The organism is Chromobacterium paludis, assembly GCF_008275125.1.
Classification (GTDB): domain Bacteria; phylum Pseudomonadota; class Gammaproteobacteria; order Burkholderiales; family Chromobacteriaceae; genus Chromobacterium; species Chromobacterium paludis.
The window spans coordinates 3,540,162-3,561,126 of the sequence record NZ_CP043473.1 but is presented as its reverse complement, the minus strand read 5'-3'; the positions used below and the strand labels follow the sequence as shown (position 1 = coordinate 3,561,126).

At 65.5% G+C, this 20,965-nt stretch carries 23 protein-coding genes; 11 read left to right on the top strand and 12 right to left on the bottom strand.

The genetic code is table 11. The annotated features are described in order from the left end of the window. The first annotated feature begins 130 nt into the window (after positions 1 to 130). The 4 genes from FYK34_RS16840 to FYK34_RS16825 all read left to right on the top strand — a co-directional run bounded on the left by FYK34_RS16840 (position 131) and on the right by FYK34_RS16825 (position 4,481). Entirely contained in the window at positions 131 to 1,498 is a 1,368-nt protein-coding gene (locus FYK34_RS16840; RefSeq protein WP_231137302.1) for an SGNH/GDSL hydrolase family protein, read from the top strand. Positions 1,499 to 1,610: 112 nt separating this feature from the next. After that, positions 1,611 to 2,624, top strand: a complete 1,014-nt coding sequence (locus FYK34_RS16835; RefSeq protein ID WP_149298408.1) for a class I SAM-dependent rRNA methyltransferase — start codon at positions 1,611 to 1,613, stop codon at positions 2,622 to 2,624. A 221-nt stretch (positions 2,625 to 2,845) separates the two neighbouring features. After that, positions 2,846 to 4,183 (top strand): SGNH/GDSL hydrolase family protein, encoded by a 1,338-nt coding sequence (locus FYK34_RS16830; protein WP_231137301.1) that lies wholly within the window; start codon positions 2,846 to 2,848, stop codon positions 4,181 to 4,183. 106 nt (positions 4,184 to 4,289) lie between these two features. Further along, positions 4,290 to 4,481 (top strand): Lar family restriction alleviation protein, encoded by a 192-nt coding sequence (locus FYK34_RS16825; RefSeq protein WP_149298406.1) that lies wholly within the window; start codon positions 4,290 to 4,292, stop codon positions 4,479 to 4,481. A gap of 3 nt (positions 4,482 to 4,484) precedes the next feature. Here FYK34_RS16825 and FYK34_RS16820 read toward each other — a convergent pair whose 3' ends face one another. Beyond that, a complete protein-coding gene (locus FYK34_RS16820; protein ID WP_149298404.1) occupies positions 4,485 to 5,276 on the bottom strand; it encodes an inositol monophosphatase family protein in 792 nt (263 codons plus the stop codon). A gap of 101 nt (positions 5,277 to 5,377) precedes the next feature. Between FYK34_RS16820 and FYK34_RS16815 the strand changes: the two genes are divergently transcribed. After that, positions 5,378 to 6,103 (top strand): 16S rRNA (uracil(1498)-N(3))-methyltransferase, encoded by a 726-nt coding sequence (locus FYK34_RS16815; RefSeq protein ID WP_149298402.1) that lies wholly within the window; start codon positions 5,378 to 5,380, stop codon positions 6,101 to 6,103. A 102-nt stretch (positions 6,104 to 6,205) separates the two neighbouring features. Here the strand turns inward: FYK34_RS16815 and FYK34_RS16810 are convergent, their stop codons facing one another. Beyond that, positions 6,206 to 7,420: an HD-GYP domain-containing protein gene (locus tag FYK34_RS16810; RefSeq protein WP_149298400.1), complete on the bottom strand. Its 1,215-nt coding sequence runs from the start codon at positions 7,418 to 7,420 to the stop codon at positions 6,206 to 6,208. A 388-nt stretch (positions 7,421 to 7,808) separates the two neighbouring features. Here FYK34_RS16810 and pyrB point away from each other — a divergent pair, with 388 nt between their 5' ends. From pyrB to FYK34_RS16795, 3 genes are all read left to right on the top strand, one after another. Then, positions 7,809 to 8,729 (top strand): aspartate carbamoyltransferase, encoded by a 921-nt coding sequence (gene pyrB / locus FYK34_RS16805; protein WP_149298398.1) that lies wholly within the window; start codon positions 7,809 to 7,811, stop codon positions 8,727 to 8,729. Positions 8,730 to 8,752: 23 nt separating this feature from the next. Beyond that, positions 8,753 to 9,211, top strand: coding sequence for an aspartate carbamoyltransferase regulatory subunit (gene pyrI, locus FYK34_RS16800; protein WP_149298395.1), 459 nt, complete (start codon positions 8,753 to 8,755; stop codon positions 9,209 to 9,211). Positions 9,212 to 9,377: 166 nt separating this feature from the next. Beyond that, complete coding sequence (locus FYK34_RS16795) at positions 9,378 to 10,688, top strand: chloride channel protein (protein ID WP_149298393.1); 1,311 nt, start codon at positions 9,378 to 9,380, stop codon at positions 10,686 to 10,688. On the opposite strand, the gene FYK34_RS16790 is transcribed toward FYK34_RS16795, so the two are convergent. The 3 genes from FYK34_RS16790 to FYK34_RS16780 all read right to left on the bottom strand — a co-directional run bounded on the left by FYK34_RS16790 (position 10,645) and on the right by FYK34_RS16780 (position 12,986). Further along, positions 10,645 to 11,172, bottom strand: coding sequence for a GNAT family N-acetyltransferase (locus FYK34_RS16790; protein ID WP_149298391.1), 528 nt, complete (start codon positions 11,170 to 11,172; stop codon positions 10,645 to 10,647). The genes FYK34_RS16795 and FYK34_RS16790 overlap by 44 nt on opposite strands. Before the next feature lie 63 nt (positions 11,173 to 11,235). After that, positions 11,236 to 12,117 carry an NYN domain-containing protein gene (locus FYK34_RS16785; RefSeq protein WP_231137300.1) on the bottom strand — a complete coding sequence of 294 codons (882 nt, stop codon included), beginning with the start codon at positions 12,115 to 12,117 and terminating at the stop codon, positions 11,236 to 11,238. A 53-nt stretch (positions 12,118 to 12,170) separates the two neighbouring features. Next, complete coding sequence (locus tag FYK34_RS16780; protein WP_168209781.1) at positions 12,171 to 12,986, bottom strand: substrate-binding periplasmic protein; 816 nt, start codon at positions 12,984 to 12,986, stop codon at positions 12,171 to 12,173. A gap of 112 nt (positions 12,987 to 13,098) precedes the next feature. Here FYK34_RS16780 and FYK34_RS16775 point away from each other — a divergent pair, with 112 nt between their 5' ends. Beyond that, positions 13,099 to 13,314: a hypothetical protein gene (locus FYK34_RS16775; RefSeq protein ID WP_149298387.1), complete on the top strand. Its 216-nt coding sequence runs from the start codon at positions 13,099 to 13,101 to the stop codon at positions 13,312 to 13,314. Here the strand turns inward: FYK34_RS16775 and FYK34_RS16770 are convergent, their stop codons facing one another. The 6 genes from FYK34_RS16770 to FYK34_RS16745 form a co-directional block, all read right to left on the bottom strand. Then, entirely contained in the window at positions 13,315 to 13,857 is a 543-nt protein-coding gene (locus FYK34_RS16770) for a DUF2059 domain-containing protein (protein ID WP_168209780.1), read from the bottom strand. A gap of 81 nt (positions 13,858 to 13,938) precedes the next feature. Then, positions 13,939 to 14,883 (bottom strand): substrate-binding domain-containing protein, encoded by a 945-nt coding sequence (locus FYK34_RS16765; protein ID WP_149298383.1) that lies wholly within the window; start codon positions 14,881 to 14,883, stop codon positions 13,939 to 13,941. Between the two features lie 34 nt (positions 14,884 to 14,917). After that, a complete protein-coding gene (locus FYK34_RS16760; protein ID WP_149298381.1) occupies positions 14,918 to 15,514 on the bottom strand; it encodes an RBBP9/YdeN family alpha/beta hydrolase in 597 nt (198 codons plus the stop codon). Positions 15,515 to 15,615: 101 nt separating this feature from the next. Beyond that, the gene (locus FYK34_RS16755) at positions 15,616 to 16,113 is read right to left on the bottom strand and encodes a YgjP-like metallopeptidase domain-containing protein (protein WP_149298379.1); all 498 of its coding nucleotides are present in this window, start codon (positions 16,111 to 16,113) and stop codon (positions 15,616 to 15,618) included. A gap of 64 nt (positions 16,114 to 16,177) precedes the next feature. Next, positions 16,178 to 16,714: a YaeQ family protein gene (locus FYK34_RS16750; protein ID WP_149298377.1), complete on the bottom strand. Its 537-nt coding sequence runs from the start codon at positions 16,712 to 16,714 to the stop codon at positions 16,178 to 16,180. A gap of 86 nt (positions 16,715 to 16,800) precedes the next feature. Beyond that, on the bottom strand, positions 16,801 to 17,481 hold the full coding sequence (locus FYK34_RS16745; protein ID WP_149298375.1) for an MliC family protein: 681 nt from the start codon (positions 17,479 to 17,481) through the stop codon (positions 16,801 to 16,803). A 204-nt stretch (positions 17,482 to 17,685) separates the two neighbouring features. Here FYK34_RS16745 and FYK34_RS16740 point away from each other — a divergent pair, with 204 nt between their 5' ends. Together FYK34_RS16740 and FYK34_RS16735 are read left to right on the top strand one after the other, a co-directional pair. Continuing rightward, positions 17,686 to 19,122 carry a DEAD/DEAH box helicase gene (locus tag FYK34_RS16740; protein ID WP_149298373.1) on the top strand — a complete coding sequence of 479 codons (1,437 nt, stop codon included), beginning with the start codon at positions 17,686 to 17,688 and terminating at the stop codon, positions 19,120 to 19,122. Between the two features lie 153 nt (positions 19,123 to 19,275). Then, on the top strand, positions 19,276 to 20,067 hold the full coding sequence (locus tag FYK34_RS16735) for a substrate-binding periplasmic protein (protein WP_196782520.1): 792 nt from the start codon (positions 19,276 to 19,278) through the stop codon (positions 20,065 to 20,067). On the opposite strand, the gene FYK34_RS16730 is transcribed toward FYK34_RS16735, so the two are convergent. Further along, positions 20,064 to 20,939 carry a GNAT family N-acetyltransferase gene (locus FYK34_RS16730; protein WP_149298371.1) on the bottom strand — a complete coding sequence of 292 codons (876 nt, stop codon included), beginning with the start codon at positions 20,937 to 20,939 and terminating at the stop codon, positions 20,064 to 20,066. The genes FYK34_RS16735 and FYK34_RS16730 overlap by 4 nt on opposite strands. Between the last annotated feature and the right edge of the window lie 26 nt (positions 20,940 to 20,965).

Here is a 20,965-nt window from a genome sequence, read left to right as displayed (position 1 = left end):
AGCGTTTGATCTATTTCTTACAGCCTTTTCGTCCGACAAATATACAAATTTCATATTCTCTTCCTATGGTGCTGGAGCCGTATCCATTTTGCCGATGTTTTACCCACCGACTCATCCGAGAGGAGAATGCATGAAAGCATGGATGTTGCTGGGCGCCGCCTTGAGCGCGCCCGCTTTTGCCGGCAATGCCGATGTGGCGCCGGACGCGCGTTACACCCACGTTCTGTCGCCTGCCGGCCCCTTGAGCCGCGCCGCATTGCTCAAGCAGGGCCTGCCCAAGGCCAAGCGGTCGACCGGTGCCGCGAGCGCGTCGGCGCGCATGAGCGCCGCCTCGGTGCCGGGCTCCGCCACCTACACCTATGTGCGTTGCTATTACCGCACCGGCAGCGGCAACACCCAGCCGAGCACCGACTATGTTTGGGCGCTGGACCCCTCCAGCGGCGATTACTACCGCCTGAACGGCCACTGGTGGGGGAGCGGCGTGTTCGACTGGAAGAACATGTTCTACAGCGACGTGACGCAGGACGCGCTGCGTTCGGTCTGTCAGAGCACCCTGGCGTCCAAGGGCATCCCGCAGCAGCCGGCCATGGTGTTCGCCGCCGACAACGCTCTGTCCTTCAATTACAGCGTGTGGAGCAATGACCCGGCCGGGCAGGGCAGCCGCATCAATAAGATCATCGCCTTCGGCGACAGCCTGTCGGACAACCAGAATGTCTACAACGCCTCGCAGTGGACGCTGCCCAACCGGAACAGCTGGTATATCGGCCACTTCAGCAACGGCCCGGTGTGGGTGGAGTACCTGGCCTCGCGGCTGAAGCTGCCGTTGTATAACTGGGCGATAGGCGGCGCCGGCGTCACCACGCAGCAACTGGTGATTCCGGGCGTGGTGCAGCAGGTGCAGTCCTGGCAGCAATACATGCAGCAGGCGCCCAACTACAACCCGGCCACCACGCTGTTCACCATGTGGATAGGCGGCAATGATCTGGTCAATTACGGCAGCACGCCGGACAAGGTGATCGCCGGCGAGCAGCAGGCGCTGACCAGTCTGATCCAGTCCGGCGCCCGCAACATCCTGCTGCTGAAGCTGCCCGACGTGTCGCGCGCGCCGGTGTTCCAGCTGAAGAGCGGCGGCGCCGCCGTGGCGGCGCAGGTGCTGGATCTGAACCAGAAGCTGGACGCGCTGGCCGTTTCGCTGCGCCAGCAGTATGGCGTCAATATCCAGGTGTTCGACAGCTACGCCTTGTTCAACGACTTGCTGACCAATCCGGCCAAGTACCAGGTCGGCAATACCACGCAGTCCTGCCTGAACATCAATCAGGATTCGTCGCTGAACTATATGCAGACGCAGTCGCCGCGCAGCAATTGCGGCAATGCCGACAGCTTCGTGTTCTGGGACACCCTGCATCCGACCACGCATACCCACATGCTGCTGGGCAACGCGGTAGCGGACTTCTTGGCTTCGTCCGGCGCGCTGCCGGCGCTGGCGAAGGCGCGCTAAGGCTCGCCGGACGGTGCGGCGTTTGGCGCGCCGTCCGCCAGGGCTTACAATTCGGTTTTGAGCCGGCCGCGGCGTGTATCGCGGCCCGGCCGAACCGAAATCGAAAGCCTCCATGTCCACTCTGACCGAACTCCTCCGCCGCGCCGACGCGGCCCGCGCCGAACTTGTGGCGCGCCTCGCCGCCGAAGACACCGATTGTTACCGCCTGTTCCACGGCAGCGTGGAGGGCGCGCCCGGGCTGACCATAGACCGCTACGGCGCGCAGATTCTGGCGCAGAGCTTCCACCGCCCGCTGGAGGAGGCCGAATTGGCCGAGATCCGCGCCCATTACCGCGAGACGCTGCCCGAGCTGGCGCTGGTGTACAACGACCGCAGCGAGGCCCACTCGCGCGTGCGCAACGCGCTGCCGCTGGCGGAGCAGGCGGTGGCGGAGCAGGACGTGACCATCCGCGAAAACGGCGTGGCCTTCCACTACCAGGCCCGCCACAAGGGCCAGGACCCCTGGCTGTTCCTGGACCTGCGCGCCGCGCGCCGCCGCGTGATGCAGCTGGCCGAGGGCAAGAGCGTGCTCAACCTGTTCTCCTACACCTGCGGCGTGGGCGTGGCGGCGGCCAAGGCCGGCGCCACCTTCGTGCTGAATGTCGACTTCTCCGAGTCCAGCCTCAGCGTGGGCCGCGCCAACGCCAAGCTGAACCTGCTGGCCACCCGGCCGCGCTGCCTGCACAGCGACGTGTTCGCCGCCGTGCGCCAGCTGTCCGGCATCGGCCAGCCTGACCGCGTGCGCGGCAAGAAGATGCCGCCCTTCCCCAAGCTGGAGGCGCGCCAGTTCGATCTGGTGTTCCTGGACCCGCCGCGTTACTCCAAGAGCCCCTTCGGCGTGGTGGATCTGGTCAACGACTACCAGGCCCTGTTCAAGCCGGCCCTGCTGGCCACCGCGCCGGGCGGCATGCTGATTTGTTGCAATAATGTTGCAGAAGTGGACGGCGAGGCCTGGCTGGAGTCGCTGAAGCGCAGCGCCGCCAAGGCTGGCCGCGAAGTGCGTTCGGCGGAGTGGATCGTCCCGGACGAGGATTTCCCCAGCGCGGACGGCAAACCGCCGCTGAAAACGGTGCTGCTGGGCGTTTGAGCCTGAATGCCCCTGGAGGAAACCGCCGCTTGCCGGCGGTTTTTTTGCCGGTTTGTCCGGCAAGGCCGGTGATTAAATCAATTATTTTGTTAAAAATTAACGCTTCATTTTAAATTTATTTACTTGGTATCCTGTGCGCATGCGGTCGATGCGATGCCTTTGTCCACGGTTTGGACCTGCCGCGCGGACCGCTGTCCAAAAACAAGATATCGGGTGAACACATGAAACGATTTTTCGCATTGACCGCCCTGGCCGGCATGCTGGCCGGTCCGGCGCTGGCGCAAACCGCGCAGCCGCCCAGCGATGAGCTGGACGGCGTGCTCTCCGCCGGCAAGCCCTTGTCCGATGGCGAGGCGCGCGCCGCCGCCAGCCAGGCCAAGCCGCAGGCCGGCAGCGCCACTTATACCTATCTGCGCTGCTACTACCGCCTGGACGCGGCGTCGACCAAGCCGCAAACCAGCTATGTCTGGGCCACCGATCCGTCCAGCGGGGATTACTACCGCGTCAACGGCTACTGGTGGTCCGGCAGCGTCGTCGCGCTGAAGAATATGTTCTATAGCGACGTGTCCCAGGACGCGCTGCGCTCGGTCTGCCAGCAGACCCTGGCCAAGCAGGGCATCAACAAGCCGCTGGCGCTGGTGGCCGCCGCCAATAACTTCATGTCCTACAACCACACCATCTGGTCGCTGGACAGCGCGGCCCAGGGCAATGCCATCAACAAGCTGGTGGTGTTCGGCGACAGCCTGTCCGACACCCAGAACATGTACGGCGCCTCGCAATGGAAGCTGCCCACGGCCAAGAGCTGGTATGTCGGCCGCTTCAGCAACGGCCCGGTATGGGTGGAGTATCTGGCCGACAAGCTGAAGCTGCCGATGTACAACTGGGCGATAGGCGGCGCGGCGGCCGATCAGCACCTGGTGGTGCCGGGCTTGCTGCAGGAGGTGGATTCCTGGACCCAGTACATGCAGAAAGCGCCCAACTACCGGCCGGAGAACACCTTGTTCACCATGCTGATCGGCGGCAATGACTTGTTGAACTACGGCCGCACCGTGGATCAGGTCATCGCCGACCAGGGCAAGGCGTTGGAGAAGGTGATCGTCGCCGGCGGCCGCAACATTGTGGTGCTGAGCCTGCCGGACCTGTCGCGCACCCCGTCGGGCAGCAGCGGCGGCAAGGCCGCCCAGCTGTCGCAGCAAGTCCGCGACTACAACGCCAAGCTGGCGACCTTGGTGGCCAATCTGCGCCTGAAATACGGCGCCAGCCTCAAGCTGGGCCTGTTCGACGCGTACGCCATGTTCAACGACTTGCTGGCCAATCCGGGCAAGTACCAGGTAAGCAATGCCACCCAGTCCTGCCTGAACATCGCCGCCAACGCTAGCCTGCCCTATGTTTCGGCGCAGACGCCGCGGCCGGAGTGTGCGAACGCCGACGCTTATGTGTTCTGGGACAATCTGCACCCGACCACGCACACCCATCTGCTGCTGGGCGGCTTCGTGGCCGACTTCGTGCGCCAGCAGGGCTACGCCTTGCCGATGCAGTCGCTGGCGCGCAAGCGCTAGGCGACGCCGGGCGGCTTGCCGCCGGCCTTAGGCAGCAGCTAAGCTTGTTTCTGTGAAGAAACCATTACGGGGCCCGCCAGGGCCCCGTCTGCTTGAGGAAGAGAATATGACCGAAACCGTCCCGCTGGCCCCGCAGCCATGCCCGAAATGCGGCGCGCGCGCCGAGCTGGTCAAGGCTGGCTCCCGCCGCATCTGGGTGCAGTGCAGCCGCTATCCGGACAAGGGCAATTGCCCGGCCATCGGCGCCCAGGCCGACAACAAGAAAGAGGCGATCCTGAACTGGAATCGGCTGAAATAGCGCTTACTGGTTGGCGCGCACCCAGCGGTGCCACTGAGCGAACAGCTCCGGCGTGATGGCCGCCACCACCGAGCGTTTCCAGATCACGTCGCTCCAGTAGTCGTCGGTATTGAGGCTGGCCAGGCAGGCGCCGGCCTCCTCGGCGATGACGGCGCCGGCGGCGTAGTCCCACAGCCTTTGGCCGCCGTGCAGGTAGAGGTCGTAGCGGCCGGCGGCCAGGAAGCACCAGTCCAAGGTGCTGGAGCCCATATTGCGCTGGCTGCCGCACGGCGCCACGCTGCCGATGCGAGCGGCCAGCTTGCCGGAACGCAGGTATTTGACTTCGACGCTGGCGATGGCGTCGCCCATGCAGTTATTGATGGTCTTCAAGGGCAGGCGTTGGCCGTTCAGCCAGGCGCCGCGGCCGCGGCGGGCATAGAACATTTCGTCCGACACCGGGTTGTAGATCACGCCCAGCTCGCTTTTGCCGTTCACCAGCAGGCCGACCGAAATGGCGAAATAGGGCAGGCCGTTGACGAAGTTGGTGGTGCCGTCTATCGGGTCCACCACCCACAGCCCATCCTGGTTGGCCGCCCACAAGGCGTCCTGTTCCTCGCGCTCCATTTCCTCGCCCAGCACCGGGTGCGGCAGGATGGCGGGCAGGCCTTGTTGCAAGGCTTGCTGGCAGGCCAGGTCGGCCTCGGTGAACAGGGTGCCGTCGTCCTTGCGGCTTTTGCCCACATGCAAAAAGCGCGGCATCACCTCGCGGGCGGCCACCTCGCGCACCAGCTGCATCACCTGTTCCAGCACTTGCATCCTGTTCCTCCTGCCCACGCCGTCGGCCCGACGCGAAAGCGGTTTGCCGAATGGCGCAAACCTAGCAAAATACCGGTATCAACAGCGACTTTCAATATCCGATGCCAAGGTTTTATCTAGACGCCGACCTCGCGGTCGGCCAGCAACTGTCCCTGCCGGACGCCGTGGTGCGCCATGTCCAAGTATTGCGGCTGAACGCCGGCGACGCCATCACCTTGTTCAACGGCCGCGGCGGCGAATACCACGCCGAGCTTTCCGCCGTGTTGAAGCGCGACGCGCAATGCGTGATCGAGCGCTTTGATGACGTTTCACGTGAAACGCCGCTGTGGCTGGGTCTGGCCCAAGGCATTTCCAGCGGCGACAAGATGGAGTTCACCTTGCAAAAGGGCGTGGAAATGGGCGTGGCGGTATTCCAGCCCATCGCCGCCGGCCGTTCCGTGGTCAAGCTCAGCGGCGAGCGCGCCGACAAGCGCGTGGCGCGCTGGCAGGAAATCGTGATCTCGGCATGCGAGCAGAGCGGCCGCAATACGGTGCCGCAAGTGTTGCCGATCCTGACCTTGAATGAATGGCTGGCGCAGCGGCAAGCGGCCGATATCCGGCTGATCCTGTCGCCGCGCGGTGACAAAAGCCTGGCCGAGCTGGCCGAGCGCCCGGCGCGCAGCTGGCTGATGGTGGGGCCGGAGGGCGGCTTCTCCGGGCCGGAAGAGGATGCCGCCCTGGCGGCGGGCTGGACGCCGCTGAAGCTGGGGCCGCGCATCCTGCGCACCGAAACCGCCGCCTTGGCAGCCGTCGGCGCCATGCAAGCGGTGTGGGGGGACTACCGGTAGGGCGGAAGCCCGCTAGGCGGGCGTTCTGCCTGGCCTTGGCTCATTGGGGACGCTTGGCGCGGCGATGGCCGGGCGGATCGCCCCGCGAGCGGGGCATCCGCCCTACAGGAAGCGCAGCGGGTCGATGTGCCACTTTTCCGGCGACTCGTGCTTGACGATCTTGTCGCCGCCGCCGGCGCCCATGCGGCGAGACAAGTCCACGATTTCCGGCGCGATGTGGGTATTGCTCTTGAGGCTGAAGAACACCTTCACCTTGGGCGAGACCAGGTTGCTGTCGTTCTGCTCCACCACCACCCCCAGGCGGCCGCTTTCCAGCCGCACCAGGGTGCCGATGGGGTAAATGCCGATGGCGCGCATGAAGGCCTGCACCAGCTCCGGGTTGAAGTGGAACTTGGACCATTCGTAGATCTTGCGCAGCGCGTCGGTCGGCGCCATGCCCTTGTGGTAGCAGCGTTCCGAGGTCAGCGCGTCGTAAACGTCGACGATGGCCGCCATCTGCCCCAGTTGCGAAATCTCCTCGCCCTTCAGTCCGGCCGGATAGCCGCTGCCGTCGTGGCGCTCATGGTGCTGGCCGGCCACCAGGATGGCGGTTTCGGGGATGCCCGGCGTGGCGTGCAGGATTTTCTGGCTTTCCACCACATGGCATTTCATCACCTTGAACTCCTGCTCGGTCAGCTTGCCCGGCTTGTTCAGAATCTCGTCCGGCACCTTCATCTTGCCGATATCGTGCAGCATGCCGCCTATGCCGGCATGGTGGATGGCCTCGCGGCTCATGCCCATGGCGTTGCAGAAGCTGACCATCAGCGCGCCGACGCTGACCGAATGCTGGAAGGTGTAGTTGTCCTTGTCCTTGATGCGGCATAGCGACAGCAGGGCGCCGTTGTTGCGCAGGATGGATTCGGTGAGCTTTTCCACTTGCGGCTCCACCTGCTCCAGCTGTACCTGCTTGCCCAGGCGCACGTCCTGCAGGATGTTGCGCACGATCAGATTGGCCTCGCTGTGCACCAGCTGGGCGCGGCCGAACTCTTCGGCCGCCTCCACTCGCCGCGGCGGCGCGTTGTGGCGGCTGGCGATCTCGATCAGCTCGCTTTCCAGCTTTTGCCGCACCTCGTGCTCGGTCGGCGCGGACGGCAAGTCCAGGCCTTTGCTGGTGTCGATGTAGACCTCGTGAATGCCGGATTCGATGATCTTCTGGATCTCCGATTCCTTGCGCACCATGAAGCGGTTGACCAGGAAAGGATGGGACATCCAGTCGCTGTTCAGATCATGGATATACATGCCGACCTTGAGGTCGCTGACGTCGATGCGCTTTTTCATCTGTGTTCGGGATAGGGGTGGGTCCAGGCGCGGTAGGCGGCGTTCTTACTACAAGCATCAGCCCGCTTGGCGCGTTTTGCAAGACCGTTGCGCGCCCGTCATGGCAAGCGGGCATTCGCCCTGGCCAATGTCAACTCATATGCATGTAGTGATGGCCTGGGCTTGTCAAGCGCGGAGTGGCGTTATATATTCCCGCAATTTTGTTCGGAACGCAGGCATGAAACAGGCAGCAAGACAGCGCAGCAAGACCGTTGACACCCGTCTGGGTGGCGCGGCGGCGTCGCCGTTCCGCTCCGTCGTTCCCGAAACTCCCGTATTTCGTAAAAAGAGCCCCTGATTTCAGGGGCTTTTTTTTCGTCCACACCACGCCAACATGAGGAAAGCGATCATGGCCAATCCACTGTACCGCAAGCACATCATCTCCATACCCGACTTCAGCCGCGAGGAACTGGAACTGGTGGTGGATACCGCCGGCCGCCTCAAGCAGAACCCGCGCCGCGATCTGCTGCAGGACAAGCTGGTGGCCAGTTGCTTCTTCGAGCCGTCCACCCGCACCCGCTTGTCGTTTGAGACCGCCGTGCAGCGCCTGGGCGGCAATATCATCGGCTTCGCCGACGGCGGCAACACCAGCGCCAAGAAGGGCGAGACCCTGGCCGATTCGATCAAGATCATCAGCTCCTACACCGACGCGGTGGTGATGCGCCACCCCAAGGAAGGCGCGGCGCGCGTGGCCAGCGAATTCTCCGCCGTGCCGGTGATCAACGGCGGCGACGGCTCCAACCAGCACCCGACGCAGACGCTGCTCGACCTGTTCTCCATCCGCGAGACCCAGGGCCGGCTGGACGGCCTGACCGTGGCCTTCGCCGGCGACCTCAAATACGGTCGCACCGTGCACTCCTTGGCCCAGGCGCTGTCGTTGTTCGGCGCGCGCTTCTACTTCGTGGCGCCGGAAGTGCTGGCGATGCCGGACTACATCTGCGAGGAGCTGGACGAGAAAGGCATCCAGTACACCGTGGCGGAGAGCCTGGAAGACGTGATCCCGGAAGTGGACATCCTGTACATGACCCGCGTGCAGCGCGAACGCTTCGACGAGGCCGAATTCAAGAAAATCCAGGGCCAGTACGCGCTGCGCGCCGAGATGCTGAAAACCGCGCGGCCCGGCATGAAGGTGCTGCACCCGCTGCCGCGCGTGGACGAAATCGCGGTGGATGTGGACGCCACGCCGCACGCCTACTACTTCGAGCAGGCCAAGAACGGCGTCTACGCGCGCCAGGCGCTGCTGTCGCTGGTACTGAACGAGACCGTGTAATCAGGCAAGAAAAGGACAAGATCATGCAATATACCCGCACCGTAGAAGCGCTGAAGCAAGGCACGGTCATCGACCACATCCCGGCCGGCGAAGGCATCAAGATCCTGCGTCTGTTCAAGCTGGCCGAAACCGGCGAGCGCGTCACCGTCGGCCTCAACCTGTCCAGCCGCCACATGGGCAGCAAGGACCTGATCAAGGTGGAGAACGTGGCGCTGACCGAGGAGCAGGCCAACGAGCTGGCGCTGTTCGCGCCGCAAGCCACAGTCAATGTCATAGAAAATTTTGAAGTGGTCAAAAAGCACAAATTGACCCTGCCGGAAGCAGTGGAGGGCATTTTCTCGTGCCCGAACTCGAATTGCGTCTCTCACAACGAGCCGGTGACCAGCTATTTCTACGTCAAAACAGTCGCTCACGATACAAAAATGAAATGCAAGTATTGCGAAAAAGTGTTCACTAGGGATATTGTTGCGGAAGTGCGCTGAGTCGTACAAAGGACGAGAATAGAGACAATCAAGAAAAAAGCACTGCATTCGACAGTTGCGATCAGAGAGGCGCCGCAGGAAACTGCGGCGCTTTTCATTTCCCGTCCCTGGCGCCTCTGCTAGTCTTGGCGCCAGTCATCGTCACCTCGCGTTCCGCTCCATCGCCATGTTCCAGTCGTCCCGGCATCATCGCTTTGTCCTCATTCCGTTGTTCGCGGCCGCTTGCGGCGCGCTGGGCGCCTTGCTGGTGCTGTGTTTTCAGGGGCTGCTGCACCTGGGTGAGCACGCGCTGGCGCGGCATGGCGGCGGCCTGGTGGAAATCGCCAGCCGGCTGGCGCCGTGGCAGCGCGCGTTGGCGCCGATCATCGGCGGCCTGGTGGCAGGCTGGGTGCTGGAGCAGGGCCGGCGCCTGCTGCGCGGCGCGGCGGCCGGCGACTACCTGGAGGCGGTGCGTGTCGGCGACGGCCACCTGAGCCTGCGCCGTACCCTGGTCAACAGCCTGTCGTCGTTTTGCACCGTCGCCAGCGGCGGCTCCATCGGCCGCGAGGGCGCGATGGTGGCGCTGTCGGCGCAGGGCGGCTCCTTGCTGACCCGCTTGCTGCCGATGTCGCTGCCGCGCCGGCGGCGCATCGTGGCCTGCGGCATCGCCGCCGGCTGGGCCGCCGCCTATCACGCGCCGCTGTCAGCCGTGATTTTCGTCTGCGAGGTGGTGTGGCGGCGGCTGGACTGGCGCGCCCTGCCGGCGCTGGCCCTGGCGGCCTTGACCGCCAGCCTGACCGTCGATCATCTGTTTGGCCTGTCCCCCTTGTATCAGCCGCCGCCGCTGGCCTTGCCTGATCGCCTGGCCCTGGCCGGCTACTGCCTGCTGGCGCTGGGGCTGGGCGCGGTGTCTCCGCTGTTCTTGAAGCTGATGGAGCTGGGCCGCCACGCCTTTGGCCGCCTGCCTATGCGTTTGCCGCTGCGCATGGCGCTGGGCGGCTCGGTGGTGGGGGGGCTGGCCTGGTTCTGGCCGCAGATGTGGGGCAACGGCTACAGCACGGTGTCGTGGCTGCTGGGCCACCAGCCGGCTTGGCAGCTGGTGTTGACCCTGCTGCTGTGCAAGCTGGCCGCCACGGCCGCCACCAGCGGCTCCGGCGCGGTGGGCGGCATTTTCACGCCCATGCTGTTCGCCGGCGCGGCCGGCGGCGCGCTGGCCGGCCAGTTGCTGAATCTGGCGCTGCCGGGCTGGCTGCCGGGCGGCGGGGCGGTGCTGGTGGGGATGGCGGCTTTCCTGGCGGCTACCGCGCGGGCGCCGCTATTGGCGGTGGCGATGCTGATGGAGCTGACCGGCGCGTATTCCATGCTATTGCCGGTGGCGCTGGCCGCCGCGCTGGCGGCGCGCGTCAGCCGCCTGCTGGGCGGCCGCGCGCTATACCAGGACGAGGCCGGGGCGGTCAGGCGTCGGCGGCCGGGCCGCTGGTGGCGTCGTCGTCGATGAAGCGCTGCAGATAGACCAGGTCCAGCCAGCGGCCGAACTTGAAGCCCACTTGCGGCAGGCGGCCCACCTGGACGAAGCCCAGCTTTTCGTGGAAGCGGATCGAGGCCTCGTTGTCGGCGTCCACCGCGCCCAGCATGGTGTGCTTGCCCATCGCCTTGGCGCGCGGGAACAGCGCCTGCACCAAGGCGGTGCCTATGCCCTTGCTGCGGGCGTCGGCGGTCAGGTGCACGCTGTGCTCCACGGTGAAGCGGTAGCCGGGGCGGGTGCGGAAATCGCCGAAGCTGGAGAAGCCCAGCACGCGGCCGTCGTCCTCTTCTGCCAGCAGCACCGGGTAACCGGCGGCGGTGCGGTCCTGGAACCAGACGGCGAACTCGCCGGGCGTCAGCGGATCGTCGTTGTAGACGGCGGTGGTGGTGGCGATGACTTCGTTGTAGATGTCCAGTATCGCGGCGAGGTCTTCCAGATTGGCTTCACGAATCTGCATGATCTGTCCTTGCTTGAGGTCGTTGGGGCCTTGGGGCAGGCCATTGCAATTAACGTACCAGCTTCAGCCGGTCGTCGCGGGTTTCTTGCGCGGGCTGCGCTTCTTGCGCGCTGCCGCCGGCGCCGGCGTTTCGTCGAGCGGCGCGGCGGCCTCTACCGGCGCGTCCGGGACGGGCGGCTCGGCATCCTGCTTGAGCCGGATTTCGCTGTGCAGCTTGGAGCCGTTGCGGCTTTCCTGCACGGTCAGAAAATCCAGCTTCTTCACCATTTGCGACAGCCGGCCGTGGCCCCAGTTGCGCGGGTCGAACGAGGGATCGTTCTTGGCCAGGTAGGAGCCGACGGCGGACAGCTCGGCCCAGCCGCTGTCGCGCGCCACCGCCTCGATGGCGGAGGTGAACATGTCCTGCAGCGGATGGCGTTCCTTCGTGGGCGCGGGCTTGGCGCGTGAGCGGGTGGCGCGGGTCTTGGGCTTGTCGGCGGCCGGTTCCGGCTTGGCTTTGGCCGGCGGCGCCGGACGCAGGATTTCCGTGAACACGAATTTGTCGCAGGCGGCGATGAAAGGGCGCGGCGTCTTGGACTGCTCGCCCAGGCCGATCACGGTCAGCCCGCCCTCGCGCAGCCGGGTGGCCAGGCGGGTGAAGTCGCTGTCCGACGACACCAGGCAGAAGCCGTCGAAGTTGCCGGTGTAGAGCAGGTCCATCGCGTCGATGATCAGCGCGGAGTCCGTGGAATTTTTGCCCTTGGTGTAGGCGAACTGCTGAATGGGCGAGATGGCGTACTGGTGCAGCACTTCCTTCCAGCCCTTGAGCTGGGTGGTGGTCCAGTCGCCGTAGGCGCGCTTGACGATGGCGGTGCCGTACTTGGCCACTTCGGCCAGCAGCTCGGCGATCAACGATGATTGGGCGTTGTCGGCGTCTATCAGCACCGCCAGTTTGCGGTTTTCCATTGATGCTTTCGGTTGGGGCAACGCCACATGCTAAGCCGCGCTTTTTGCATCTGTCAAAACGAGGGCGTGGGATCTCGCTCGCGTTCCGCCTGCAGCGCGTGCTCGACGATGCGGTCGATCTCGCCATCCTGGCGCATGGCGGTGAGTGCCCGGTTCAGCTGTTTCAGAAAGTCCTGCTTGTAGGGAAAGTGGCCCGCGTCGCGGTTGGTGAAACCGACATAGCCCTGCTCTTCCGACACGGTCGCGGCCTTGGCCAGCTGGCCGGCTTCGTACAGGTGCTGGCGTTGCAGCCGGGCCAGCTCCAACTGGATGGCCAGGTCGTCGTTCAGATAGCAGTCCAGACGGCCGCGCAGCACTTTCAATAGATTGGCGCGGATATTGGCAGCCTCTTCCAGGGCGATTTTGCCCTGGCTCACCAGCCGCCAGAACGCGTCGCCGCCCGGCTTGAAGCCCGCGTTGTTGCCGAAGCGCAGGCCCTGGTAATCGTCCGGCCAGTTCGGGCGCGGCCGCTTCATCGCGTCGGGGCGGCAATAGACGGCGATGCGCTCGGTCAGCATGGGCACGGAATAGGGCTGCATGAAGGGGCGGTCATGCGGGCGGAAGTAGGGCGGCGACAAGGCCAGGGCGCGTCCGGCCTCCAGCTCGGCCAGGCCGCGCTTCCACGGCACGGGCCGCAAGTCCACTCGATAGTCCGGCATCCGCTCGGCGGCGGCGCGCAGGATGTCGTTGTAAATGCCGCGGGCCAGGCCGTCTGCCTCGTAAGAGTACGGCGCGTAGTCGTTGTCGGTCAGGATGGTAACGCTTGTTGCGGCGAGCGCCAGGCAAGGCGCGGCGGCGATCCAGACCAGGAGGATGGCGAACAGGCGCATGGGCGGCATCGTGGCGGACGGAGCAATGTGTCAGTTATAGCCCGAGGCGACCGAGGATGGATGGCATGGGTTTTGCGTGGGGTGCGGCAGGCAATTTTGCGGGGAGAGCGACATGACGGCGACAGGCACGGTCAGGACCAGCGACATGGTGGTGTTCAATTACCAGCGGCCGGTGCGGGCGCGCCGGGTGGAGCTGCAAGGCGGCAGCCGCTTGTGGCTGGTGGAGATGCTGGATCGGCGCTGCCAGGTCTGGGTGTGGCAGGACGAGTCGACCGGCGCCGACGCGGCGCTGGAGCGCGCGCGCCGGCTCAGCCTGATGCTGGATTGATTACTTCTTGGCGATGGTCTTGCCGTAGGTTTCCGCGGCGGCCTGCATCTTGGGCAGCAGGGTCTTTTCCGCGGTCTTCAGCGTTTCGCCGGCGATGCTGTTGATGATCTGCGGCTGCTGCTTCATCAGTTTTTGGCCGGCGGCGGACTTGTAGAAGGCGTTGATCTGCTTCAGCTCGTCGGCGCTGAACTGGGCGCTGAAGCTCTTCACCACGGTCTGCTCGAACTGCGCCTTGACTGCGGCGGAGCCGAAATAGTCGGTGGCCAGCTTGTGGATGTTTTCGCCATAGCCCTTCAGGCCGGCCTGCACCTTCTTCTGCTGCGCCTCATTCAGCTGGACCTTGTTTTTGACGAAGTATTCCTGCAGCAGCGGCACCGCGCTGGCGGAAGTGCGTTGCGCCAGGTCCGGCAGCATATTGCTGAGATTCAGCGTGGCGGCCAGTTCCTTGGCGCCGGCTTCCTGGGCGGCGTCGGCGTGAGCCAGCAGCGGCATGGCGAGCAGCGCGGCGAGAAGGCCGGCCTTGAGCGGGCGGGAGGCAAACATGGCAAATCCTTTGATCTGGTGAACGATGTCGGACCGGCAGTGTGACATCGCGGACGACCCAGGTCAAAGCGGTCGCGCGGCTCAGCGCGGCGACGGCGCGGCTAGCTGGCTCTGCCAGCCGCGATAGGCGCGCAGATTGTCGCGGGTCAGCAGCGTCACCGGCACCGTGACCTCGCGCGGCGTCTTCTGGCCCATCATCAGCCGCAGCGCCAGCCGCATCGCTTCGTGGCCCAGGCGGTAAGGCGACTGGCTGGCCGAGGCGACGATGGGCCCGGGCCGGGCCAGCGCTTGTTCGATGTCGGGCGAACCATCCACCGATGCGATGCGGACATGTCGCCATTCTTGCGGCGACAGCGCTTTTTCGCAGCCCAGCGCCTGGCGGTCGTTGATGGCGAATACGGCGTCGATGTCGGGATGGCGCGCCAGATCGCTTTGCAGCGCGCGCTGGCCGCCCAGGCTGGAGCCCAGTCCATTGGCGCCCTCCCGCACGCGGATGCCTGGAAACGGCGCCAGGGCGGCGCGGCAGCCGGCGATGCGGTCGCTGACCGAGCTGACCGGCGGCCCGCCCTGGATCAGCAGCGCGCCCTTGCCGCCCAGGCGCTCGGCCAGGTAGCGGCAGCCGATCTCGCCGGCCTGCCGGCTGTCGGACTTGACGATGCCGTCCGCCCCCGGCGCATCCACATCCACCGCCACCACCACGATGCCGGCGGCGCGCGCGGCCCGCACCTGCGGAGCGATGGCATGGCTGTCCACCGCGCCAAGCAGGATCAGGTCCGGTTTCTGCGCGATCAGCTGGCGCATTTGCTCGCGCTGGCGCGGCAGGTTGAAATTGGCTGACAGCGAGGTGATCTGCACGCCCGGGTTGATGCCGTAGGCGGTCTGGATGGCGCCGCGCACCAGCGCTTGGTAGAAGGGATTGTCCAGCGCGCCCACGGTGATGCCGATGCGCTGCAGCGGCATGGGCGTGGCTTCGGCACGCAGACAGAGCGACAGCAGACCGAACAGGGCGGCAAGGGCTAGACGCATGGCATGGGACGGGCAGCGTGAACGATGCTTCAGTCTAGACCATGCTTGTCGCGTCGGATTCGACGGGGGAGGGCAGACCGAGGCGGGCGCGGCCAGCCAGGCGCAGCAGCAGCGGCCAGCCTTCCTCCCATTGGCGGTGGCCGGAGTCCACGTTGATGTGGCCGGCGTGTTGCAGCCAGGCAATGGGCGCCTGCCAGTAGCCGGCCAGACGCGCGGCGCGCGCCGGCTGGCAAAAGGGGTCATCGCTGCTGGCGACGATATGGGCCGGAAACGGCAGCGGCTGGCGCGGGATGGGCGCGAAATCCATCAGTTCGGCGGGGACGAAAGCGCGCTCCACATCGGCCGGCGCCACCAGCAAGGCGCCGGCGATGCGGCCGGGATGACGCGCCGCATGGTGGGCGACGGCGATGCAGCCCAGGCTATGCGCGATGACCAGCGCCGGTTTGTCGCAGCGCGACAGCGCCGTCTCCAGGCCATGCAGCCAGTCTTGGCGTTGCGGCCGGTCCCAGTCGGCGTTGTCTACGCGGCGTGCGCCCAGACGGCGCTGCCAGTGGCTTTGCCAATGTGCCGGGCCGGAGTTGCGCCAGCCGGGCTGGATGATCAGATCGAAATCGTGCAAGGAAGTGAGCATGGCTGGCCCCGGCGTGTGCGATGCTCGACTGTAGCGTGGCCTTTATAGGTTTAAAAATAATAAAAAACTAAAATGTTATTATTAATTGAAATATATAAAATTCAGGACAGGCCCAGGTCGCGGCAGTTCAGCCACAATCGCAGGTCGAATTCCAGTTGGTGGTAATCCGCCAGCATGTGGCAGCACAGCTGATAAAAAGCCTTGTCGTGTTCGCGCTCCTTGAGGTGGGCCAGCTCGTGCACGACGATCATCTGCAGGAAGGGCAAGGGTAGCTCGCGGAACAGCGCGGCGATGCGGATTTCATTCTTGCTTTTCAGCCGGCCGCCCTGCACCCGTGAGATGGCGGTGTTGGTGCCCAGCGTGCCCTTGAGCGGATGCTGCTGGCTGTCGTACAGCACCTTGGCCGGCAGCGGGGCGTTTTTCAGATAGCGCTGCTTGAGATCGGCGACGAACTGGTACAGCGCCTTGTCGGTCTGCACCTCGTGGCGGTCCGGGTATTTGCGGCGCAACAGGGCATCCAGCTCGCCGGCGTCCAGCAGAGCCTGGGCCTGTTGCACCAGGGCGGGGGGATAGTGAAGCAGGTATTTGAGGGTGGCCATGGCGCTCATTGTAAGCGCCGCGGGGTCCGGCGTGTTGCCTGCCCCCGCACTCCGGCGCGATGCCTCACTTCAAGCGCTGCGGCGCGATCAATATGTTCTGGGCGTCATTGGACAGCCACAGCTGGCCATCCTGGATGGTGGCGGTCAGCTGCATGCCGCGCTCGGCAAGCGCGGCCAGCGCCTGCAGGGACTCAAAGTCCACGCGGTATACTTCCAGCTTGTCCAGGCGCGACAGTTTGCTTTCGTTCTGGCCCCACCATACTTCGCTGGCGCGGCCGCCATAGCTGTACAACACCACGCGGTCGGCGCGGGAGCAGGCTTTCTTCAGCCGCTTCTCGTCCGGCTCGCCCAGATCCACCCACAGTTCGATTTCATCGGAATAATTCTTCTGCCACAGCTCCGGCTCGTCGTCCGCGCACAGTCCGCGGGTGAAGGCCAGGGTCTCGCTGGCGTGCAGGGCGAAAGCGACGATGCGCAGCATCATCCGCTCCAGCGTCTCGGACGGATGCTGGGCCAGGGTCAGCGGATGGGTGGCGTAATAGCCGCGGTCCAGGTCGGACAGGGTGAGCGTGGCTTTGTAGATGGTGGCGTTCAGGGCCATGACGGGTCTTTGCGGCTTGCGGTTGACCGCGGCGCCGGATTGCGCGCGGGGCCTGATTCTAACGCTTGCCGCGCGACGGCGCCATGTCAGGGCGTGGGCAGGGTGTTGCACTCCAGCGATTCGCCGCGCCAGTTGACGCTGGCGTCGCGGCCCTTGATCCAGAATTCCACGCCCTGGCCCTGGTAGCGCGCGCCGCTGCCGCTGATGTCCTGGTGCACGATGACCAGGGCGTTGCCGCGTTCCAGCTTGGCGGTGGCGGGGCGGGTGCGGTAGAACGTGGCCAGGATGGTGACGTCGAACTGGCCGCGGCACTGATAGCGCAGCGGCGTCAGCGCCGGCGCCAGGCCCCAGGCTGCCTGCAGCTGAGAGATGCGCAGGATGTAGGTGTCGCCCAGGCACATGTGCGGGTCGTCGTTCTTCATGCACTCCCGCAGGCTTTTGACCCAGCGCCTCTGTTCCGACAGCAGCTTGCCGCGCGCGCTGTTGCCGCTCTGCTCGGCCTTGTTCAGCGCCTGGCTCCAGGCTTTTTCCAGACGGTTGTCCAGGCGGGTCAGGCCCTCATCCTGGCATACCATGCTTTCCACGGCGTTGGCCGGTTGCTCGCAGTGAAAGTCGGTGGCCACCGGCTGCGTGTCGGCGGGACTCTTCGCGGTCTGGACCGCAGGCCGCTCCGCGCCACCCGCGTGCGGGCGGTCGTTCTGGCTGGCCAAGGCCAGCGCCGGCAGCAGCAGCAGCGAACCGATCAGCCGGGAAGAGGCATGGGGCATATGGAATCCTCTGAAACAACATCAAAAAACGCCGCGTTGCCGCGGCGGGGCCTGCATGTTCCCATCGCTGGCGATTGACTGTAAACTTCGGCGCTCCGCGCGAGTGCCAGTCCCGCGCGCCACCCACCCAGAGTGTACAACTCAATTCACCCGTCAGCCTGGATTGGTCGCAGTTCCTGCGATGGGCCGTCGCAGGAGCATATTATGTCCGATCTTACCTTTGCTGACCTAGGCCTGGCCGAACCGTTATTGCGGGCCGTGGCCGACACCGGTTATACCACGCCGACGCCGATTCAGGCTCAGGCGATTCCCCAGGTGCTGCAAGGCGGCGACCTGCTGGCCGCGGCCCAGACCGGCACCGGCAAGACCGCCGGCTTCACCCTGCCGCTGCTGCAGCTGTTGATGCGCGCGCCCAGCCATCACGCCGGCCGCCCGCGCGCGCTGGTGCTGACGCCGACGCGCGAGCTGGCGGCCCAGGTGGAAGAGTCGGTGCGCACCTACAGCAAATATCTGCCCTTGAAGTCGCTGGTGATGTTCGGCGGCGTCAACATCAATCCGCAGATCAAGGCGCTGCGCGCGCCGGTGGACATCCTGGTGGCGACGCCGGGCCGCCTGCTGGACCACGTCGGCCAGAAGACCGTCGACCTGTCCGGCGTCGAGATCCTGGTGCTGGACGAAGCCGACCGCATGCTGGACATGGGCTTCATCCACGACATCAAGAAAGTGCTGGCCAAGCTGCCGGCCCAGCGGCAGAACCTGCTGTTCTCGGCCACCTTCTCCGACGAGATCAAGGCGCTGGCCGACAAGCTGCTGGACAACCCCAAGCTGGTGGAAGTGGCGCGCCGCAACACCACCAACGAGCTGGTGACGCAGAAGGTACACCTGGTCGACCGCGACAAGAAGACCGAGCTGTTGATCCATCTCATCCGCGAGCACAATTGGTTCCAGGTGCTGGTGTTCACCCGCACCAAGCACGGCGCCAACCGGCTGGCCGAAAAGCTGGACAAGATCGGCATCCCGGCCGCCGCCATCCATGGCAACAAGAGCCAGAACGCGCGTACCCGCGCGCTGGCCGACTTCAAGAGCGGCGAGCTGCAAGTGCTGGTGGCCACCGACATCGCCGCGCGCGGCCTGGACATCGACCAGCTGCCGCACGTGGTCAACTTCGAGTTGCCCAATGTGCCGGAAGACTACGTGCACCGCATCGGCCGCACCGGCCGCGCCGGCAGCCCGGGCGAGGCGCTGTCGCTGGTGTGCGTGGATGAATTCAGCTTCCTGCGCGACATCGAGAAGCTGATCAAGATGTCGATCGAGCGCTTCACCGTGCCGGGCTTCGAGGCCGACCTCAACGTCAAGCCGGAACCGATTCCGATGGGCGGCGGCGCCCGCGGCCGCGGCCAGGGCGCGCCGCGCGCGCAGGGTCAAGGCCGTGGCCAAGGCCAGAACCGCGGCCAAGGGCAGGGCCAGCCGCGCAACGCGCCGGCTAAGCCGCGCCACCAGACCGAAAGCAAGCCGGCCGGCCATGGCCGCAACGGCGGCCCGCGCCAGGGGCAAGGCCAGGGCGCGCGCACCGAGGGCAGCCGCTCCGCCAAACCGGCCGCGCCCAAGTCCGCGCTGTTCAGCCCGCCCAAGAACCGCTGATCGCCCAGCCGTTTCCAGTCGCGCCCGGTGTGAATTGCACCGGGCGTTTTTCATTGCTGCGGCCGGGCTGGGCGGTTATTCTCACCAAGAGACCGTTTGCGGCATATATAACAAACTGACGGCTCCTTACATTGCAGGAATCGGGAAAACGAAATGCGATACCACGGCATGCTGCTGGGTATCCTGAGCTGGGCCGCGCTGCTGACGGCTCCGGTTGAGGCTGCCCCTCGCCTCAAGATCACCCTGTCCAATCAGGAATGGCCGCCGTACATGGGCCAGGAGCTGCCTTACGACGGGATATTGTCGCGGCTGGTGAAGGAGGCCTTCGCCCGCGGCGGCGTGGACGTCACCTACCGCTATTACCCCAACAACCGCACCTTGCAATCGGCGCGCAACGGCCAAGTGGACGGCAGCTTTGGCTGGGCGCCGACGGCGGAGCGCAAGCGCGATTTGCTCTACACCGTGCCGGTGCTGTCCGCGCGCATGGTGTTTTTCCAGCGCAAGGACCACCGGTTGAACTGGAGCCAGTGGAGCGACTTGAAGGGCGCGCACGTCGGCGTCACCGTCGGCAATTACTATTCGGATGACTTCGACGCCCAGGTCAAGAATGGCTCGCTGCTCGTCGACAGCGCGCCGGACGACATGATCAACTTGCGCAAGTTGCTGGCCGGCCGCATCGACTTGTTCCCCATAGACCTGGAAGTGGGCAAGTATCTGATCGCCCATCACCTGTCCCCGGCGCAAGGCGCCTTGCTGGAGCCGCAGTCCAAGACTTTTTGGGCGGCGCCGCTGCACGTGGTGATCTGGCGCAAGCACGCGCGCGGGCCGGAACTGGTGGATCGCTTCAATCGCGGCTTGAAGGCGTTGCAGGACAGCGGCGATTTCGACCGCCTGCTGCAGGAGACGCGCGAGGCCTGCCTGCAGCCGCGCAGCGCCGCGCCTTAGCCGGCAGCCAGGTCCAGCGCCCTGCGGTAGATTCCCCGGCGCGCGGTCTCGTTGAAGCCCAGCTTGCGATGCAGGGCCAGCGAGGCGGCGTTGATATCCGCCACCATCGCCTCCAGGGCGGCGACGCCGCGGGCATGGAAAACGCCGGCCGTAGCGCCGTACATCGCGGCGGCGACGCCCTGGCCGGCGCAAGCCGCCTCCACGCCCACCGCTTCGATCCGGCCAGCGGCCGTGGCCAGCAGAAAGGCCTGATAGCGGCCGTCCGGCGCCGCCCATACCTGGCTGGCTTCGCCATCGGCCTCCAGCCAATCCTGGCGCAATTTTTCCACCGCGTGATACGGCACGTGGGGCACCTCGGCGAAGGCGCGGCCAAACAAGGCCGCCAGCTGCGGCCAGTCCATGTCGCGCAACGCGACCCGGCGCCAGCCGGCGGGCATAGGCCTGGGCGCGATGGACGCGCTGGCGGCGCGCAAGGTCAGGAAGTGGAAAGTAGGCCGGAAGCCGTGGGCCAGCAACGCTTCGTGTTTGTCCGTTTCGTTTTCGTTTGCTGCGACATGAACGAAACGCGCGCCTGCGGCGGCGGCTTCCCGCAGCAAGGCCGCTATCAGGTTGTCCAAGGCCGGCCTGTGCGCGGCGAGCAGAGGGCCGCCGTAGAGTTCGCCGTTGTGCGGCACATTGGACGCCACCCAGCCGACCACGCCCATGGCCCGGTCCTGTTCCAGCCAGACGCGCGCGTTTTCGCCGCGGCCGCGCATCGGGTCGTTCAACAGGGCGCGCAAAGCGCTGACCGGCTCCACGCCGGCGGGCGTCGCGCGCAGGGGCGCCAGTTCCGGCAAGAAGCGCTCGTGGTAGGGATGGATGCCGTTGCGCATGGCGCGTCCTGAAATGAAAAATTATG

Bases quoted from the DNA above. Each gene is read 5' to 3' on its own strand.
- FYK34_RS16840 (WP_231137302.1), top strand. From the start codon at position 131: ATGAAAGCATGGATGTTGCTGGGCGCCGCCTTGAGCGCGCCCGCTTTT.
- FYK34_RS16835 (WP_149298408.1), top strand. From the start codon at position 1,611: ATGTCCACTCTGACCGAACTCCTCCGCCGCGCCGACGCGGCCCGCGCC.
- FYK34_RS16830 (WP_231137301.1), top strand. From the start codon at position 2,846: ATGAAACGATTTTTCGCATTGACCGCCCTGGCCGGCATGCTGGCCGGT.
- FYK34_RS16825 (WP_149298406.1), top strand. From the start codon at position 4,290: ATGACCGAAACCGTCCCGCTGGCCCCGCAGCCATGCCCGAAATGCGGC.
- FYK34_RS16820 (WP_149298404.1), bottom strand. From the start codon at position 5,276: ATGCAAGTGCTGGAACAGGTGATGCAGCTGGTGCGCGAGGTGGCCGCC.
- FYK34_RS16815 (WP_149298402.1), top strand. From the start codon at position 5,378: ATGCCAAGGTTTTATCTAGACGCCGACCTCGCGGTCGGCCAGCAACTG.
- FYK34_RS16810 (WP_149298400.1), bottom strand. From the start codon at position 7,420: ATGAAAAAGCGCATCGACGTCAGCGACCTCAAGGTCGGCATGTATATC.
- pyrB (WP_149298398.1), top strand. From the start codon at position 7,809: ATGGCCAATCCACTGTACCGCAAGCACATCATCTCCATACCCGACTTC.
- pyrI (WP_149298395.1), top strand. From the start codon at position 8,753: ATGCAATATACCCGCACCGTAGAAGCGCTGAAGCAAGGCACGGTCATC.
- FYK34_RS16795 (WP_149298393.1), top strand. From the start codon at position 9,378: ATGTTCCAGTCGTCCCGGCATCATCGCTTTGTCCTCATTCCGTTGTTC.
- FYK34_RS16790 (WP_149298391.1), bottom strand. From the start codon at position 11,172: ATGCAGATTCGTGAAGCCAATCTGGAAGACCTCGCCGCGATACTGGAC.
- FYK34_RS16785 (WP_231137300.1), bottom strand. From the start codon at position 12,117: ATGGAAAACCGCAAACTGGCGGTGCTGATAGACGCCGACAACGCCCAA.
- FYK34_RS16780 (WP_168209781.1), bottom strand. From the start codon at position 12,986: ATGCGCCTGTTCGCCATCCTCCTGGTCTGGATCGCCGCCGCGCCTTGC.
- FYK34_RS16775 (WP_149298387.1), top strand. From the start codon at position 13,099: ATGACGGCGACAGGCACGGTCAGGACCAGCGACATGGTGGTGTTCAAT.
- FYK34_RS16770 (WP_168209780.1), bottom strand. From the start codon at position 13,857: ATGTTTGCCTCCCGCCCGCTCAAGGCCGGCCTTCTCGCCGCGCTGCTC.
- FYK34_RS16765 (WP_149298383.1), bottom strand. From the start codon at position 14,883: ATGCGTCTAGCCCTTGCCGCCCTGTTCGGTCTGCTGTCGCTCTGTCTG.
- FYK34_RS16760 (WP_149298381.1), bottom strand. From the start codon at position 15,514: ATGCTCACTTCCTTGCACGATTTCGATCTGATCATCCAGCCCGGCTGG.
- FYK34_RS16755 (WP_149298379.1), bottom strand. From the start codon at position 16,113: ATGGCCACCCTCAAATACCTGCTTCACTATCCCCCCGCCCTGGTGCAA.
- FYK34_RS16750 (WP_149298377.1), bottom strand. From the start codon at position 16,714: ATGGCCCTGAACGCCACCATCTACAAAGCCACGCTCACCCTGTCCGAC.
- FYK34_RS16745 (WP_149298375.1), bottom strand. From the start codon at position 17,481: ATGCCCCATGCCTCTTCCCGGCTGATCGGTTCGCTGCTGCTGCTGCCG.
- FYK34_RS16740 (WP_149298373.1), top strand. From the start codon at position 17,686: ATGTCCGATCTTACCTTTGCTGACCTAGGCCTGGCCGAACCGTTATTG.
- FYK34_RS16735 (WP_196782520.1), top strand. From the start codon at position 19,276: ATGCGATACCACGGCATGCTGCTGGGTATCCTGAGCTGGGCCGCGCTG.
- FYK34_RS16730 (WP_149298371.1), bottom strand. From the start codon at position 20,939: ATGCGCAACGGCATCCATCCCTACCACGAGCGCTTCTTGCCGGAACTG.